Here is a 16698-nt window from a genome sequence, read left to right on the forward strand (position 1 = left end):
GGCCGGGCTGTCCCGGACATGTCCCGGACAGTCAAACCGTTCCCTCGTCCTGCCTGCCCTGATGAGGATGACGACTGCCCAGAACACTTCGACTGTGAGGGGACATCATGCGTACCCGAATATGGATCACCAGTGCCGCGATGGGAGCCACCCTGCTGATCGGCGGAGCCGCCGCCACCGCGCAGGCAGCACCCTCGTCCTCGTCGAACGGCACGACAGTGAGCACGTCGGCCGCGGGCGGGATCTACATCGGTACCTACCGCAGCCTGTCGGCCTGCAAGGCGGACGGCCGGAACTCGGCCCAGCAGTGGACCTGCGTACCCCGGCCGGACGGCAAGTTCGATCTCTATGTCTACAACTGAGCGTCTGGGCGTCCGGGCGTCTGGACGCCTGAGCAACTGAGCAACTGATGTGACGTGAACTCCGGTTGGCGCGTGCCTCTGTGTGTGTGAGGCACGCGCCTTCTCGTTGCACGGTGGCCTGCGTGAAGCGCTGCCGGGCCGCCGACCGAGCGTTGCACCGGCACCACCGGCACCGCCGGCCCGGTTCGAGGGAGAGAATGTCCTGGATATCCCTTGATTCCCCTGTCGGGTCCTCGAACACTGACCTGCACGGGGGAAGGGGTACGGGGTGGCCGTCGAAATCTGCTTGCTCCACACGATCAGTGCGCGGGTGGACGGCCGGGAGGTGGATCTGGGGCATCTGCGCCAGCGTCAGGTGCTCGCGGCTCTCCTCGTCGAGGCCAATCGCCCCGTCTCCGTGGAGCGGTTGACCGACCGACTGTGGGGCGAACGCCCGCCGCAGCGCGCCGCGACGACGCTCTACAGCTATGTGTCGCGGCTGCGTCGCGTCATCGAGCCGCTCGGCGCGTCGATCAGCCGCCATCCGCACGGCTATCTGTGCGAGGTGGACCCGCAAACCGTCGACCTGCACCGTTTCCGCGACCTGGTCGCACGGGCCCGTTCCGCCGGGGACGATGGCCACGCCGCACGGCTGCTCACCGAGGCGCTGCGGCTGTGGCACGGCGAGGCGTCGGCCGAGCCGGACACCCCGTGGTTCAACGCGCTGCGCGACACCCTCGAAGGAGAGCGCCTGGCCGCCGAGTTGGACCTCAACGACCTGCTGCTGCGGCAGGGCCGGGAATCCGAACTGCCGGGCCCGCTGCGCCTGCTGGCCCAGGCACACCCCCTCGACGAGCGGATCGCCGCGCAGCTGATGCTCGCCCTGCACCGGCAGGGCCGCACCCCGCAGGCGCTGGAGGTCTATCGGGGCATCACGCGACTCCTGGACGCGGAGCTGGGCCTCGCCCCGAGCCCCTCGCTCAGGCAACTGCACCAGGACATCCTCGTCGGCGCGCCACTCCTGGGCGTCGACGCTCTGGGCGGGCCGCTCGACGACACACCCCCCGACTCCGGCCCCGGTTCCGACTCCGACTCCGGCTCCGGCTCCGATGTGGGGCCCGGCCCGTCGCCGGTGGCGGCCGCCGCAGCCACTCGAATGCCGGTGCCGCGTCAATTACCGCCGCCCCCACCGGTGTTCACCGGAAGGGGGCGCGCCATGGCGGAGCTCGACCGGCTCCTGGAACCGCCGCCCGCCCACGACGGTACGGTGCCGATCGCGGGCATCGGTGGATCCGGCGGCATCGGCAAGACCTGCCTCGCCCTGCACTGGGCGCACCAGCGGCTGGACCAGTTCCCCGAGGGACAGCTCTACCTGAACCTGCGCGGCTTCGAACCGTCCGGGACGCCGACGACCGTCGCCTCGGCCCTGCGCGACCTGCTCGACAGCCTGGGCGCACCCGAGGGGTCCGTCCCCACCGGACTCAACGCCCGGATGGGGCTCTACCGCAGCCTCGTCCAGGGACGCCGCATCCTGGTGATCCTGGACAACGCACGCGACGCCGAACAGGTCAGGCCGCTGCTCCCCGGCAGCCCCACCTGCGTCGTCATCGTCACCAGCCGCCACCACCTGGCCGGCCTGGTCACCACGCACGGCGCCCGCCTCCTCACGCTCGGCCCGCTGTCCACCGCCGACGCCGCGTCACTGCTCACCCGTCGGCTCGGCCGGGACCGGGTGCGCAAGGAACCCGCCGCGGCCTCCGGCCTGCTCCAGCTGTGCGGCGGGCTGCCGCTGGCCATCAGCATCATCGCCGCCCGCGCCGCGGTCCACCCGACGTTCCCGCTGCGGGCGCTCATCCGCGATCTGCACGGGGCGGGCGGCGCCCTCGACACCCTCGACGCGGGGGACGCCTCCGCCGACCTGCGGGCCGTCTTCGCCTCGTCCTACGGCGCGCTCAGTGAACCCGCACGCCGGATCTTCCCCCTGCTCGGCCTGCCCGCCGGCCCCGACATCGGCCTGGCCGCGGCGGCCGCCCTGGCCGGGGCCGAGCCCCGTCAGGTCAGCCGGGCCCTGACCGAACTGGTCCGCTCGCACCTGGTGACCGCCCACCGGCCTGACCGCTACGCGATGCACGATCTGCTGCGCGCCTACGCCGCGGAACTGGCCGCGGCGGACCCGGCGAGCCGATCCGCCTTCGAGCGCCTGGTCGACCACTATCTGCACACCGCCCACGCCGCCGACCGGCTGCTGTCTCCCCACGGCGAGCCGATCGCCCTGACACCGGCCCTGCCCGGCGCGGCGCCCGTCCAGCCGGCCGACCACCAGGCCGCCCTGGCGTGGTTCACCGCCGAACGCGCCGTGCTGACCTCCCTCGTGGCACAGACCCACCATGCCGAACTGCACGTCAAAACCTGGCAGTTGGCAGCAGTGCTGCCGACGTTCCTGGCACGACGCGGCTTGTGGGACGAGCTCACCGCGACGCAGTACGCCGGGCTCGAAGCGGCGACCGCCCTCGCCGACCGCTCGTACCAGGCACGCATCCACCGCGAACTGGGCAACTCCTGCTGCGAAACCGGCCGCTTCGACGATGCGCACGCCCACCTGGTCCAGGCCCTCGACCTGTACCGGGAGCTGGGCGACACGGTCGGGCAGGCCCACACCCACCTCAACCTCGGCTGGCTGTGGGAGCGCCGGGGAGATCAGCAAAAGGGCCTGGAACAGGATCTGCTCGCACTGGACCGCTTCGAGGCCGCGGGCCACGAGACCGGCCGGGCCAGGGCCCTCAACGCCGCCGGCTGGGACCATGCGCAGCTCGGCAAATTCGAGGAAGCCGCCGACTTCTGCCGGGAGGCGCTCGCCCTGCAGCAGCAGCTGGGTGACCGCCGCGGTGAGGCGAACACCTGGGACAGCCTCGGCTACGCGCTCCAGCACCTCGGCGACCACCGGCAGGCGGCCGACTGCTTCCTGCGGAGCCTGCACCTGAACGAGGAACTCGGCCACCAGTACAACCAGGCCGAGACGCTGGAACATCTCGGCGACACCCACGAAGCCGGCGGTGACACCGCGGCGGCCCGCGCGGCCTGGCAACGGGCGGCGGACCTGCTGCACGCGATGGGACACCACGACGCCGATCTCCACCGGCTCTGCGGCAAACTCCAAAACCCCTCCTGAACAGCCCATTCAAGAGATGGACAAGGTTTCTCCAGGACCGCCCGAGCATCGTGAGAGGCGCCAGTACGGCACCCGGAACGAGTAGGGAGTGTGGAGATGTACCGGAAGATCGAAGCAATGGGGAGCAGGCTCCTGGAGCGGTTCGTGCCCAAGGCCGAGGCATCCGCCGCCGGCTGCTACGTGTGCGTCCAGGGCGGGCCGGGCTCCGGCTGCGCGCGGTGGAACCACACCTGGGTCAAGGACCAGTGCACGAACACGTTCATCCGCTGCGGCTGCTTCTGACGGCGCCGTTTTCACAGGTCATCGCCGTCCGGCCGGGTCGCGCACCGGCGCGCCGCCCGGCCGGCTCCGGCGCATGAAGGGGCATCCGTACCGTGGACATACTCGCCGTAGCCTGCGCGTCCTGCCTTGCCGTGGTCTTCGGGGCGGCGGCGCTGGGCAAGCTCCGCAGCCGGGACGCGTTCTCCCGGTTCACGCAGTCGCTGACCACCATGGACCTGCTGCCCGCCGGCTGGGTGCGCCCCTGCGCCGTGCTCGTGGCGGCGAGCGAGGTGGCGGTGCTTCTCCTTCTGCTGGCAAGCCCGTTGGCAGTGCCTGCGGGCCTCGTCGGGTTCCTCCTCGCGGCCGGACTGCTGCTGGCGTTCACCGCGGGCGCCGCGCTCATGGTCACCCGAGGAGTACGTGCGGTGTGCCGCTGCTTCGGGGCCTCCGGCACCCCGATGGGCCGGCTTCATGTGCTGCGCAACGGTGTGCTGACGCTGATCGCGGCGGGGGGAGCGCTCAGCGGCAGCGGCACCGGCATCGGGGCGGTCGCACCGGCGTACGGGGCGGTGGCGGTGGCCGGCGGGGCCGTCGTAGGGGCGCTGGTGACCAGGCTCGAAGACCTCGCGGCGCTGTTCCGCCCGTCGCTGCCGGCCCGGCCGGAACCCGCCCGCGACTGAGGGATCAACACCGGCCCGGTACCGCAGGGGCCGTACGGACAAGAGGAGTTGGGCAATGTCCTTCCTGATTGCGGCAGTGGTGTTCGTCGGCATGCTCTGCACGCTGGACCTGGTCCTCACCCTGGGGGTGATCAAGCGGCTGAGGGAACACTCCGAGCGGCTGTCCGGGACGAGCGGCCCCGGCAGCCGGTTCGACACCCTCGACATGGCCGTGGGGGAGGAGGTGGGGGAGTTCGCCACGTCCACCGTGGACGGCGAACGGCTGACCCGCGGCATGCTCGCCGCGGACACGCTGGTGGCGTTCTTCGCCCCCGGTTGTCAGCCGTGCCGGGAGAAGATGCCGGCGTTCGTGGACCACGCCCGGGCCCTGCCCGGTGGACGGGCGCAGGTGGTGGCCGTCGTGGTCGGCGATCCCGCCGAGGCCGCCGCGTTCGTGACCGAGTTGTCCCCGGTCGCCCGCGTGGTCGTCGAGGAGGGGCCCGACGAACCGCTGAGCGCCGCGTTCCGCGCGCGATCGTTCCCCACCTTGCTGCGGGTGTCACCGCACGGCGACGGCCGGGTCCTGGTCACCGCCAACCGCATAGCGCTGGACCGACCGGTCACCGCGGCGCGATGACGGACATGGACGTCACACCGCGCGGACGCCGGGTGACCCGGGGCACGGGGGCCCGGCTCACCACGGCGTGGTCGCTCGCCGCCAAGGCCGCGCCCGGCACCCTTGTCGCCTTTGTGCTGCTGACGCTGGCGACCGGCGGGCTGCCGGTCGCCACGGCGCTGCTGACCAAACGGATACTGGACCACCTGGTCGCCGGTGCCTCGACCGGGACCCTGACCGGGCTGGGGCTGTGCCTCGCCGCGGTCGGCGTCGTGACCGGGGCGGCGCCGCAGGTCGGCCAGTATCTGCGCGCGGAGCTCGACCGCCGGGTCGGACTGCTCATGCAGGACCGGCTGTTCACCGCAGTGGACGGGTTCGTCGGACTGGAACGGTTCGAGGACCCCCGCTTCCTGGACCGGCTGCGGCTGGCCCAGCAGACCGCCGGCGGCACCCCCAACGAAACCGTCTCCGGCGCCCTGGGCATCGTCCGGGCCGCCGTCACCCTCACCGGTTTCATCGGCTCGCTGCTGGTGCTCAGTCCGGTGCTGACCGGGCTGGTGCTGGTGGCCGGAGTGCCGGTGCTGTTCGCCGAGATCGCGCTGTCGCGACGGCGGGCGCGGATGGTGTGGGACATCGGCCCAGCCGAGCGGCGGGAGCTGTTCTACAACGATCTGCTCTCCAGTATGGAAGCCGCCAAAGAGGTGCGGCTGTTCGGCATCGGGGGCTTTCTGCGCGGGCGGATGCTGGCCGAACGGCGCACGTCCGACGCCGCCAAGCGAGCGGTGGACCGGCGGGAGGTCCGCGCCCAGGCGGGGCTCGGGCTGCTCGCCGCGCTGATCTCCGGCTGCGGGCTCGTATGGGCGGTGGGGGCGGCGCGGTCCGGCGACCTGTCGGCCGGTGACGTCACCCTGTTCGTGGCCGCGGTGGCCGGTGTGCAGGGCGCACTCGCCACGCTCGCGCTGGAGGTCGCCCGCACGCACCAGGCGCTGCTGCTGCTCGACCACTACCTGGCGGTGACCACCGCCGGTCCCGATCTGCCGCTCGCGGCGGAACCCCGTCCGCTCCCCGCCCTGAGCGGCGGAATCGAACTGCGCGACGTGTGGTTCCGATACTCCGACGCGCATCCGTGGATCCTGCGGGGGGTCAGCCTGCGCATCCCCCACGGCCAGGTGCTGGCGCTCGTCGGGCTCAACGGAGCCGGGAAGTCCACGCTGGTGAAGCTGCTGTGCCGGTTCTACGACCCCACCCGCGGAGCGATCCTGTGGGACGGGGTGGACCTGCGCGAGGTGGACGTCACGGCCTACCGCCGACGCCTCAGCGTGGTGTTCCAGGACTATATGCACTACGACATGACGGCGGCGGAGAACATCGCCCTCGGGGACCTGGACGCGCTCCACGACGACCAGCGGCTCAGCGCCGCCGCCGAACGGGCCGGCATCCACCAGAAACTGGCAGGCCTGCCGCACGGCTACCGCACCCTCCTGTCGCGGATCTTCTTCACCCACCCGGAGGGCGACAGGGCACAGAGCGGGGTGATGCTCTCCGGCGGGCAGTGGCAACGGCTGGCGCTGGCCCGCGCGTTCCTGCGGGAGGGGCGGGACCTGATGATCCTGGACGAACCCTCGGCCGGGCTCGACGCCGCGGCCGAGCACGAGATCCACGCCGCCCTGTGCGGCCACCGGGGCGACCGCACCGGTCTGCTGATCTCCCACCGGCTCAGCGCGGTACGCGACGCGGACCGGATCGTCGTACTCAAGGACGGCCTCATCGCCGAACAGGGCAGCCATGACGCGCTGATGGCGCTGGACGGCGAGTACGCCCGCCTGTTCACCCTGCAGGCGACCGGTTACCGGACGGACGGCGAGCCGGTGGGAGCCGAGCCGGGTACGGCGGCGCCATGACCGCGGCGTCATGGGCTCTGGCCGCGGGTGTTCCGATACTGGCCGTCGCCCTCGCCCTGACCGCCTCCGGCCTCCGGCGGCGGCTGGTCGCGATCACCGTTCGCGGCGCGAGCATGGAACCGGCCTACCGGGACGGCGACCGGGTCCTCGTACGCCGTGGACGCCTGCCCGGACCGGGCCAGGTGGTCGTGGTGCGAGACCTCCCGACCACCGGCCCGGCCGCCGCCCCGCCACCCGCCGCCACGTCCCGCGCGGTGCCGGGCCCGGCGCTGCTGATCAAGCGCGTGGCCGCGGTGCCCGGAGACCCCGTGCCCCGCGACCGGGTCGCCGCGCTGGCCGGTGTTCCCGAGCGGTACGTGCCCCACGGACAACTGGTCCTGCTCGGCGACAATCCGGCGGCCAGCTTCGACTCCCGCCACCGGGGCTACTTCGCGGCCGCGCAGGTCGTGGGAACGGTATGGCGCTCGCTGCCCGCACCGACACGGCCGCAGGGCGGCAGTCGTGGTCGGTACGGTGATCGCTGAGTTGTGCACTGGGCCCGACCACGCTGGAACGGGTACTACCAGCGATCCCACCAGGCGGGCAGTTCCGGGACGTCGAGCACGAACCCACTTCGCCGGCCGGGCAGTACGCCGATCGCCGACTCGGCGCGGTGGCGACGCTGGAAGTCGCGGGCGCCTGCGCCGTTCTGCTGGGAGAACCGAAAAGCCTTGCCCGCCCTGTGTGTGCGGCCGTTGCGGGGATCCGTCCAGGCCACCTCGATCCGCACCGTCCAGTGGCCCGGACCCCGTGGGTTCTTGGCAAACGAGGTATGCGCCGCGACGACCCGGCCCTGCAGGGCCGGGCCCTCGCGACGCAGCCGCCGCAGGTGCCGGTAGTGCGCGAGGCGCAGCAACCTGGTCCAGCCGAAGACGGCGGCAGCAGTCCCGGCGATGCCCACCAGCGGGATCGCCGTGTCCACGATGGCCGGGTCACCGGTCAGCGGCCTTGTGAGGAAGGCGGCGGCCATCGCGCCGAGCACGAACCCGATGAAGGGCGCGACGATCGCTCCCACCACCAGGAGCGTGATCCGGACGATCCGCATGAGAGGCGATCCTAGTTTCTCGCCCTCCCCGGCCGACTCGCGCCGGATCGAGGCACCGGCTACCCCAGGCAAGCCGGCCGGTGCCTCACCGCGCGCTGTGCGGCGCCGCGTTCCCGGTGTGGACGGTCACGAAAGGATCTCGACGTACCCGTCCGTTCCGTGCACGCGGATCCGCTGCCCGTCCCGGATCAGCCGGGTGGCCTGCGCCACGCCCACGACGGCCGGCAGGCCGTACTCCCGGGCGATCACTGCGCCATGGGTCATCAGGCCGCCCACCTCCGTCACCAGGCCGGTGATTCCGACGAACAGCGGCGACCAGCTGGGATCCGTGAAGGTCGTGACCAGGATGTCGCCCGCTTCGAGATCGGCCTCCGCGATGTCGAGGATGACGCGGGCCCTTCCCTCGATGGTCCCGGCGGACACCGGTAGGCCGACCAGGGCGCCGGCCGGCACGTCGTCGCGCCGGTACGCCCCGGTGACGGCCTCACCCTCCGACGTGAGCACCCGGGGCGGAGTGAGCGCCTGATACGACCGGAACGCGTCCTTGCGCGGCTGGATGAGCTGGTCATCCACCTGGTGCGAGCGCACGACGTCGCGGAACTCCTGGAACGTGAGGTAGAAGACGTCCTCCTGCTCGGCGAGCACGTTGGCCTGCACGAGGCGCTCGGCCTCCCGCAGCAGGGCCTGCTTGTAGACGAAGTAGCGGCTGACGATGCCGTACTTGGGATACTCCCGGTACCCGATGAAGGTGCGGACCCGGTCGATCATCCGCTTGGTCTCGTCGGCTTTCCGGCCCCCGTCCGGCAGGGCCCGCAAGCGCGACAGCACGTCCTGTTCCTTCTTCTGCGCCTTCTGCCGGCCTTCCTCGAACCGCCGCTCGGCGGCGCCCGGTTGGAAGTTCCTGACGTTGTCGAGGATCACGGGCACGAGCGTGGTGGGACGCTCGCGCCAACGCGGCCTGGTGATGTCGATCTCGCCGACGCAGCGCATGCCGTACCGGTCGAGATAGGCCTCGATGGCGTCGCGCGCTTCGGTCCCGCCCGCGAGCTTCGCCAGCTCGTCCAGGAACCCCTCGTCCTCGACGCCCTGCAGGAACGCCACCACCTCGGGATGCCGGCGGATCACGTCCGCAACGTCGAGCAGCGCCAGTCCCATCTCCGACGTGACGTTGTCGGGGGCGGACAGCGTGAGCGTGTCGGCCGCGTTCTTCTCGCCCAGCCACTCCTGCAGCTTGTCGTTGAGCCACCACGTGGCCTCCATCCCCGCCATGATCACCTGAAGGCTCAGCGGATCACTGAGGACCCGCTTGTGCTCCTCGAAGGCCTCCAGCAGGAAGTCGAACAGCGCCGGTCCGGTCTTCGTCCGGATGTCGCGCTCCAGAGCGGCGATGGACGCCTGGCTGCGCTCGATCAGCTTGGTGACGATGGCCGGATCGGTCTCGATCGGGGCGGACGCGCCGCCGGCCGGCGGCCCGCCGGACTGCGGTCCTCCGGGAGGGGCGTCCGGGAGCGACGGGACGAAGTCCTCGCGGTCGAGGACGGTCTCCAGCGCGTCCCTGACCAGCGGATCGCCTCTCCCGATGAGCTCCAGGAGGCCCGCGCGGCTCGCGGGCGAGGCCAGCCGCCGGGTGACGTCGACGAACAGCCTCCCGCCGGCCTCCTGCATCGGCGCCATGGCCGTCAGCTGCCACAGGGACAGCCCCAGGGGCTTCATCGGGTCGGTCATCATCTGCTGATGGCCGACGGAGACATAGACGTGATTCTCCTGGTCGCCGGCCTCGGGGATGGGGAACAGCGTGGTGATCGGCCGGCTCTGAACGATCCGGAAGTCCCCATCGACCAGGCACCATTCGATGTCCTGCGGGCGGCCGAAGTGCGCTTCGATCCGACGCCCGAGCTCCACGAGCCGCACGACCTGCGCATCCGTCAGCGCCGGCTGCTCCTGCCGCTGCGCGTCGATCGCCACTTCCTGCGTACCGCCGGCCGGCAGGGCCTGAACGGCACGCTGTTTGGCGGCGATCGTCTTGGCGACGACTTCGCCGTGTCGCACCTTGAAGACGTCCGGGTTCACCAGCCCGGAGACCAGGGCCTCGCCGAGGCCGAAGCCGGCGTCCACGGTGGCGACCTGCCGGTTGCCCGTGACGGGGTCGGCCGTGAACAGGATGCCGGCCGCCTGCGGGAAGACCATCTGCTGTACGACCACGGCCATGTGCACCGTACGGTGGTCGATGCCGTTTTGCCGGCGGTAGGTCACGGCCCGCTCGGTGAACAGCGAGGCCCAGCACCGGCTGACGTGCCGGAGGACCGCCGTCGGCCCCACGACGTTCAGGTAGGTGTCCTGCTGGCCGGCGAAGGAGGCCGTCGGCAGGTCCTCTGCCGTCGCGCTGGACCGGACGGCGTAGGCGACTTGCTCGCCGAACGGGGCGAGCGCGTCGGTGATCGCCGCCGCGATATCGCCCGGAAGGGCAATCCCTTCGATGGTCCGGCGAATCTGCGCGCTGAGCGTGCGGATCGCCTCCCGGTCGTCCGGGTCGGTGCGCGCCAACTGGTCGAGCTGACTGTGGACCGACGGTGCTTCCGCCATGATCCGCCGGAAGGCGTCCGTCGTCACGCAGAAGCCACCCGGCACGCGGATGCCTTCGATCCCCGACAGCCCGCCCAGATGCGCGCCCTTGCCGCCCACGACCGCGACCTGCGTCTCGTCGATCTCTTGAAGATCCAACACGTACTGCTCAGTCATCGGGCTACCTCCTCCGCGCCGTGCACCCGCAACCGCAATCGCGCTGCCGGTCCCCCCATCGGTTCGACGTCACCGCGTCCCCCGTACGTCGACAACAACACACGCACGTCGTGCCCCTCATTTCCGCAGGTTGTGTGGCCTCGGCCGACGATTCTGCGCTGTGCCCCGGGTCTTGCCGCAAGCCCCCCAGTGCGCTATACGTTGAGAGTGGCAAGGAGAGAACTCTCCTTGCCTTTCCCTTTGCCCCTCGCCGTCCGCTGGGGCCTTGTCGTCCCGGCCAGTTCGTCCACGCACGCGCCGTCGACCGCGCACCGGCACCCCGGCCCCCGGCACCTCTCGGCGCCCCGCCCGGGCATCGTCGTGGTGCATGCCGGTCGTCAACCGTTCCATGAGCATTCAACTGACTGCTCCTGGCCATCGTTGAGGACTGCCTCTACGTTCCTTGAGGCTCTCGAAGGAAGGGACTCATGGACGCACTCCTCGCAGTCCGGGCTCGCGGGATCACCAAGTCGTTCGGCGATGTCGTCGCGCTCGACGGCGTCGACCTGGATGTGACGCAGGGGCAGATTCACGGCCTGGTCGGACCGAACGGCGCCGGCAAGACGACCTTGCTCGGCCTCCTGTTGGGTCTGGCCGTCGCCGACAGCGGCAGCCTGGACATCCTGGGTACACCGGTCGGGCGGACGCTCGACGCTCCCGACGGTGTCGCGGGCTTCGTGGACGGACCCGGTCTCTACCCCTCGCTCACCGCTCGGCAGAACCTCGCCGCACTGGCCGCTCTCCGCGGTGACGACGCGCGGACGACGGTGATCGACGACGCGCTTGCGCAGGTCGGGCTCACCGATGTCGCCGACGAACGGGCCCGCGGCTTCTCCCTCGGCATGCGACAACGGCTGGGGCTGGCCGCGGCGCTGCTCACCAGGCCCCGGCTGCTGGTGCTCGACGAGCCGTCCAACGGTCTGGACCCGGCCGGCAAGAAGCACGTACTCGGTGTCCTGACCCGGCTCGCGACGGACGGCACCAGCGTCGTGCTCTCCAGCCACCGCATGGACGACGTCGAGGCCCTGTGCTCCGACGTCACCCTCCTCGCCACCGGCCGGGTCGTCTTCTCCGGGCCGCTGAGCAAGCTGGCCGCCGAGGAGCAGGAACTCGACTACCGGGTACGCACCTCCGATGCCCCCGCCGCCCGCCAACTGGCCACCGAAACGGCCGGGATACGCCTCGTCGAGGACGCCGGGGTACGGCACGACGCGCAGGTGCTCGTCGTACGCGCGCTGGCGCCTGCCCTCGACGAACTGGTGGTGCGGCTGGTGCAGGCGGGCATCGCGGTACGCGAGCTCTCCCCCCTGGTGTCGCCGCTCGAAGCAGCGTTCCTCGCCCTCACCGAGCCTGCGGAGGCCGGACGATGACCGTGCCCCTCACCCACGCCCAGGCCCAGAACCAGGCAACCGCCCACGGTGCCGGTGCCCGCCGCGCCTCGGTGGCGCGTTGCTACCGCTTCGAGCTGGTCAAGCTGGTCTCACAGTGGCGGATCCGCCTGCTGGTCCTTGCCTGCTGGATCGCGCCGGCGCTCTTCGTCGCCGCGGTGAGCCAACAGAGCACGCTGCCCGTCGACACCCTTTTCGGCCGCTGGATGCACGCCACGGGATGGGCCGGACCGCTGGTGCTGCTCGGTTTCGCGGGCACCTGGGCGCTGCCGCTGCTGACCTCGGTGGTCGCCGGCGATGTGTTCGCCGCCGAGGACCGGCTCGGCACCTGGCGCCACCTGCTCGTGGCGGTCCGGTCGCCCCGGCGGATCTTCGCCGCGAAGGTGTTCGCCAGCCTCACCGTCCTGCTGCTGCTCGTGGCCGGACTGGCGTGTTCCAGCGCGGCCGGCGGGGTCGTGGCGGTCGGCAACCAGCCGCTGGTCGGGCTCGACGGCCACCTGCTGACGCCGGCGGACGCCGCCGTGAAGGTCCTGCTCGCCTGGGTCTGCGTCCTCGCTCCGACCCTGGCCCTCGCCGGGATCGGACTGCTCGGGTCCGTCGCGCTGGGGCGCTCCCCGATGGGACTGCTGCTGCCCGTGCTCGTCGCCCTCGCGATGCAGCTCGCCCAGATGATGCCACTGCCCGTCGCCGTACGCCTCGCCCTGCCCAGCTACGCCTTCATCGCCTGGAACGGCCTGTTCACCGGCCCGGCCCAGCTCGCCCCGCTCCTGATCGGCATCGGTGTCAGCCTGGCGTGGGCCGTACTGGCGACCGCGCTGGCCTACCTGCTGTTCGTGCGGCGCGACTTCACGAACCTGGGCTACGACGGCTCGGGGCGCCGCGCGGTCACGGTCGGAGTGCTGCCGCTGATCGGGCTGGTCGCCATGACGGTGGCGGTCCTCACCACGTCGACCACGGCCTCGGCGACCGGCTCCGGGATCGGGCAGGAGAAGGTGCAACGCTCGGTCGCCACGGCATTCGCCCACCTGTACCGCATGCAGACCGAGCAGCTCCACCGGCCCGCCGTCACCGAGGCGCAGTTGGGAGCCACGGCGACGTGCAACAAGGGCAGCCTCCAGGTCGCCGCGCAGGGGCCGGGCAACGACTGGCGCTGCGTCGTCTCCTGGCACCTCCCCGGCGTCCAGGCCGTGGGGCAGGCCATCTATCAGCTCGATGTGACCCCGGACGGGCGGTACATGGCCGATGGCGATGGGCCGAAGGAAGTCAACGGCTATTTCCTGGTGCGGACCCCGGAGGGGGACACGCCGAACCCGCTGTGGCAGTTCGACGGCAATGTCGAACTTCTCTCCACCTCGAAGGGATGACTCCATGCAGGTCATACGCCGCCGTCGACATGACGAGGACGACCGTTCCGGCTTTCTCGACAGACGCGTCGGCCGCTTCAGCCGCCGCAGTGCCCTGGCGACCGCCACCGCGGTCGTCCTCGCCGCCACGGCCGGCATCGGTTATGCCCAGACGCACCAGTTCGGCACCGACCAGGTCGGCCAGCAGACCGCGAACGGCCAGGTCGTCTCCAGCGACCAGTACATCGCCCCGTACGGCGACCGCCTCGTCATCGACAACGGCAAGATCATGTCGTCCTCGGTCAGCCCGGACGGCACCCACATCGCGGCCTCGCTGACCGACGGCGGCGCGGCGCTGGCCATCGTCGACCGCAAGAACTGGAAGGTGCAGCAGCTCGTCAGCGCCTCCGCATCGTCGAACCCGCGCCTCAGCAGCAACTCCGTGGGCCAGGAAGGCCCCACGTACTCGCCGGACGGCAAGCAGCTGTGGCTGGGCCAGACCGACGGCTACACCAGGCTCACCGTGAACCCGGACGGCAGCGTCAGCAACCCGACGTTCCTCAAGATCCCGGCGGACGGCGCCAAGCGGGCGCTGGTGGGGGAGCCGGTGTTCTCGTCCGACGGCTCCACCGTGTACGCCGCGGTCAACGGCCAGAACAGGGTGGTCGCCCTCGACGCGGCGACCGGGGCCGTCCAGCGCAGCTGGGACGTGGGCAACGCCCCGCGTGACATGGTCAAGGTCGGCGACAAGCTCTACGTCAGCAACGAGGGCGGCCGTCCGGCCAGGCCCGGCGACACCACGATCAACTCGTACAACACCCAGGTGCCGGCCAACCCGAAGACCGGAGCCACCACCACCGGTACGGTCAGCGTCATCGACCTGGCGAATCCGGACGCCGCGGTGGGGAGCATCGACGTAGGTCTGCACCCGACGGCCCTGTACGCCAAGGGCGGGGCAGTGTTCGTCACCAACACCGCCACCAACGACGTGTCGGTCATCAGCACCGCCCGCGACAAGGTCGTGCAGACCATCGCCACCCGTCCGTGGCCGGAGGCGTCGGTGGGTTACGAGCCCAACGCGGTGACGCTCACCGACGACGGTCATCTGCTGGTGACGCTCGGCCGTGCCAACGCGGTCGCCGTGTACAAGTACAAGAGCCCGCAGGAGCCGGTCAGCTACGTCGGCCTGCTGCCCACGGACTACTTCCCCGCGGAGATCGCCACCGTCGGCAACCAGGTGCTGGTCTCCAACACCCGTGGTATCGACGCCCGTCGCCCCAACCCCAGCGGCGCGCACGGCACCCACGACACCACCTCCAGCCTGCAGCGCTTCACGCTGCCCGACGACAGCGCCATCAGGGCCCAGACGTCCAAGGTCTTCAAGCAGAACGGCTGGCTGGGCCACTCCGTCAAGAAGGCCGACGGCAACAGCAACGCGAAGCCGGCAGCGGTCCCGCAGCGGCTCGGCGACCCCTCGCCCATCAAGCACGTCTTCCTGATCGTCAAGGAGAACCGGACCTACGACCAGGTCTTCGGCGACCTCCCGCAGGGCAACGGCGATCCGAAGCTGGCGCAGTTCGGCGAGAACGTGACGCCGAACCAACATGCGATGGCCAAGCAGTTCGGGCTGTACGACAACACCTATGACATCGGCACGAACTCCGCCGAGGGCCACAACTGGCTGATGCAGAGCGACAATCCGGAGTACACCGAGTCCTCGGCCGGTGAGTACCAGCGCAGCTACGACACCGAGAACGACGCGCTCGGCCACCAGCGGTCCGGCTTTCTGTGGACCGGTGCGCAGGCGGCGGGCAAGTCCGTCAAGGACTTCGGTGAGTTCCAGTCGGTGGAGAGCAAGCCGTCCGGAGCGTCCTGGCAGAACCTGTACTGCGACGCCAAGACCATGGACACGTCCGGGCAGCCCACGGCCTACCCCATCAATGTCGGGTCGGCGATCCCCTCGCTCAACGACGTGTCGGTGCCCGGCTTCCCGATGTTCGACCTCGACGTCCCGGACGTCTACAAGTACCAGATCTGGAAGCAGGACTTCGAGAAGAACGGGCCGGCGAACCTGAACATGTTCTGGTTCTCCAACGACCACACCGGTGGTCCCGCGAGCCCGTCCGCCCAGGTCGCGGACAACGACCTCGCGGTCGGCAGGATGGTCGACAAGATCTCGCACAGCAAGTACTGGAAGAACTCGGCCATCTTCGTCGTCGAGGACGACTCCCAGGCCGGCCTCGACCACGTCGACGGGCACCGGGCCCCGATCCAGATCATCAGCCCCTGGGCACAGCGCGGCAAGACCGACAGCCACTACTACACCCAGATCACGGTGATCCGGACCATCGAGCAGATCCTCGGGATCCACCCGATGAACCAGAAGGACAGCGCGGCCAGCCCCATGAGCGGCGCCTTCACCCGTCTCCCGGACACCACCCCGTTCACGGCGCAGCCCAACCGCGTCCCCCTCACCGACGGCCTGAAGACCCAGCCGCCCTGCGGCCCGGACATCCCGGCACCGCAGAACCCCCACGCAGCGGCCGTCGCGCCCGCGAAGGTACCCGCGGACAAGCGGGAGCTGGCGGCGATCTGGGACAAGTGGAAGTCCAAGCAGCGGCTGACCGGCCCGCACGCCGTCCCCGACTACGCCAACCCCGCCCAGATGAACCACCTCACCTGGTACGAGACGCACAACTGGAACAAGCCGTACCCGGGCGAGAAGAAGATCTTCGCGCCGCAGGATGTGCCGGGGGCGTTCCTTCCTTCCTCGGAGAACGACGGCTGATTTCCGCAGGAGCCTGAGGGACGACCGGCTTCACCGCGGCCCGGACCTTATCGGTCCGGGCCGCACCGCTTTTGGGTATAGGCGGCACCGCCGTCCAGCGTGCCTCGGCAATGCTTGATGACTGGTTTGTGGCCACCGTGGGCCGGGACAGGGGGCGTCGTTGTCCGGCAGGTGGGACGGCTTAACGGCCCCGGGCGCCCTCGTGCGCAATTACGGCCCGCAGGTGTTGGAGCGAGAGCGGGGGGCCCAAACGGTTGTGCGGGCACCTGAAGCCGCACCAGAAGCCCCGTAGAGATGATTTCGGCCAGCGGCGCCCGCTGAGCCGTCAGCGGTTGTGGCGGGTAATCGCGCCCGTTCGGGGACGTCTCGC

General features: G+C 70.8%; 12 protein-coding genes. 10 read left to right on the forward strand and 2 right to left on the reverse strand.

The genetic code is table 11. The features are described 5' to 3' along the window. Nucleotides 1–107: 107 nt before the first annotated feature. From ACGF4C_RS14470 to ACGF4C_RS14500, 7 genes are all read left to right on the forward strand, one after another. Nucleotides 108–362 (forward strand): hypothetical protein, encoded by a 255-nt coding sequence (locus ACGF4C_RS14470; RefSeq protein WP_393566268.1) that lies wholly within the window; start codon nucleotides 108–110, stop codon nucleotides 360–362. A 268-nt stretch (nucleotides 363–630) separates the two neighbouring features. Beyond that, complete coding sequence (locus ACGF4C_RS14475; protein ID WP_393566270.1) at nucleotides 631–3510, forward strand: BTAD domain-containing putative transcriptional regulator; 2880 nt, start codon at nucleotides 631–633, stop codon at nucleotides 3508–3510. Between the two features lie 117 nt (nucleotides 3511–3627). Then, a complete protein-coding gene (locus ACGF4C_RS14480; protein WP_201804471.1) occupies nucleotides 3628–3792 on the forward strand; it encodes a hypothetical protein in 165 nt (54 codons plus the stop codon). A 92-nt stretch (nucleotides 3793–3884) separates the two neighbouring features. Continuing rightward, nucleotides 3885–4451 (forward strand): MauE/DoxX family redox-associated membrane protein, encoded by a 567-nt coding sequence (locus ACGF4C_RS14485; protein WP_393566272.1) that lies wholly within the window; start codon nucleotides 3885–3887, stop codon nucleotides 4449–4451. 55 nt (nucleotides 4452–4506) lie between these two features. Beyond that, nucleotides 4507–5067 (forward strand): TlpA disulfide reductase family protein, encoded by a 561-nt coding sequence (locus ACGF4C_RS14490; protein ID WP_201804465.1) that lies wholly within the window; start codon nucleotides 4507–4509, stop codon nucleotides 5065–5067. After that, nucleotides 5064–6947 carry an ABC transporter ATP-binding protein gene (locus ACGF4C_RS14495; RefSeq protein ID WP_393566274.1) on the forward strand — a complete coding sequence of 628 codons (1884 nt, stop codon included), beginning with the start codon at nucleotides 5064–5066 and terminating at the stop codon, nucleotides 6945–6947. The genes ACGF4C_RS14490 and ACGF4C_RS14495 overlap by 4 nt, the downstream gene beginning before the upstream one ends. Then, the gene (locus tag ACGF4C_RS14500) at nucleotides 6944–7471 is read left to right on the forward strand and encodes a S26 family signal peptidase (RefSeq protein ID WP_393566276.1); all 528 of its coding nucleotides are present in this window, start codon (nucleotides 6944–6946) and stop codon (nucleotides 7469–7471) included. The genes ACGF4C_RS14495 and ACGF4C_RS14500 overlap by 4 nt, the downstream gene beginning before the upstream one ends. A gap of 35 nt (nucleotides 7472–7506) precedes the next feature. Here the strand turns inward: ACGF4C_RS14500 and ACGF4C_RS14505 are convergent, their stop codons facing one another. Together ACGF4C_RS14505 and rph are read right to left on the reverse strand one after the other, a co-directional pair. Then, entirely contained in the window at nucleotides 7507–8031 is a 525-nt protein-coding gene (locus tag ACGF4C_RS14505; protein ID WP_393566278.1) for a hypothetical protein, read from the reverse strand. Nucleotides 8032–8157: 126 nt separating this feature from the next. Further along, the gene (rph, locus tag ACGF4C_RS14510) at nucleotides 8158–10770 is read right to left on the reverse strand and encodes a rifamycin-inactivating phosphotransferase (RefSeq protein ID WP_393566279.1); all 2613 of its coding nucleotides are present in this window, start codon (nucleotides 10768–10770) and stop codon (nucleotides 8158–8160) included. A gap of 467 nt (nucleotides 10771–11237) precedes the next feature. Here rph and ACGF4C_RS14515 point away from each other — a divergent pair, with 467 nt between their 5' ends. The 3 genes from ACGF4C_RS14515 to ACGF4C_RS14525 are packed head-to-tail and all read left to right on the forward strand — an operon-like array spanning nucleotide 11238 to nucleotide 16328. Further along, nucleotides 11238–12179 carry an ABC transporter ATP-binding protein gene (locus ACGF4C_RS14515; protein ID WP_393566280.1) on the forward strand — a complete coding sequence of 314 codons (942 nt, stop codon included), beginning with the start codon at nucleotides 11238–11240 and terminating at the stop codon, nucleotides 12177–12179. Then, a complete protein-coding gene (locus ACGF4C_RS14520) occupies nucleotides 12176–13561 on the forward strand; it encodes an ABC transporter permease (RefSeq protein WP_393566282.1) in 1386 nt (461 codons plus the stop codon). The genes ACGF4C_RS14515 and ACGF4C_RS14520 overlap by 4 nt, the downstream gene beginning before the upstream one ends. A gap of 4 nt (nucleotides 13562–13565) precedes the next feature. Continuing rightward, nucleotides 13566–16328: an alkaline phosphatase family protein gene (locus tag ACGF4C_RS14525; protein ID WP_393566284.1), complete on the forward strand. Its 2763-nt coding sequence runs from the start codon at nucleotides 13566–13568 to the stop codon at nucleotides 16326–16328. The last annotated feature ends 370 nt before the right edge of the window (nucleotides 16329–16698 follow it).

This window comes from Streptomyces sp. NPDC048197 (assembly GCF_043202395.1).
In the GTDB taxonomy this organism is placed as follows: Bacteria; Actinomycetota; Actinomycetes; order Streptomycetales; family Streptomycetaceae; genus Streptomyces; species Streptomyces siderophoricus.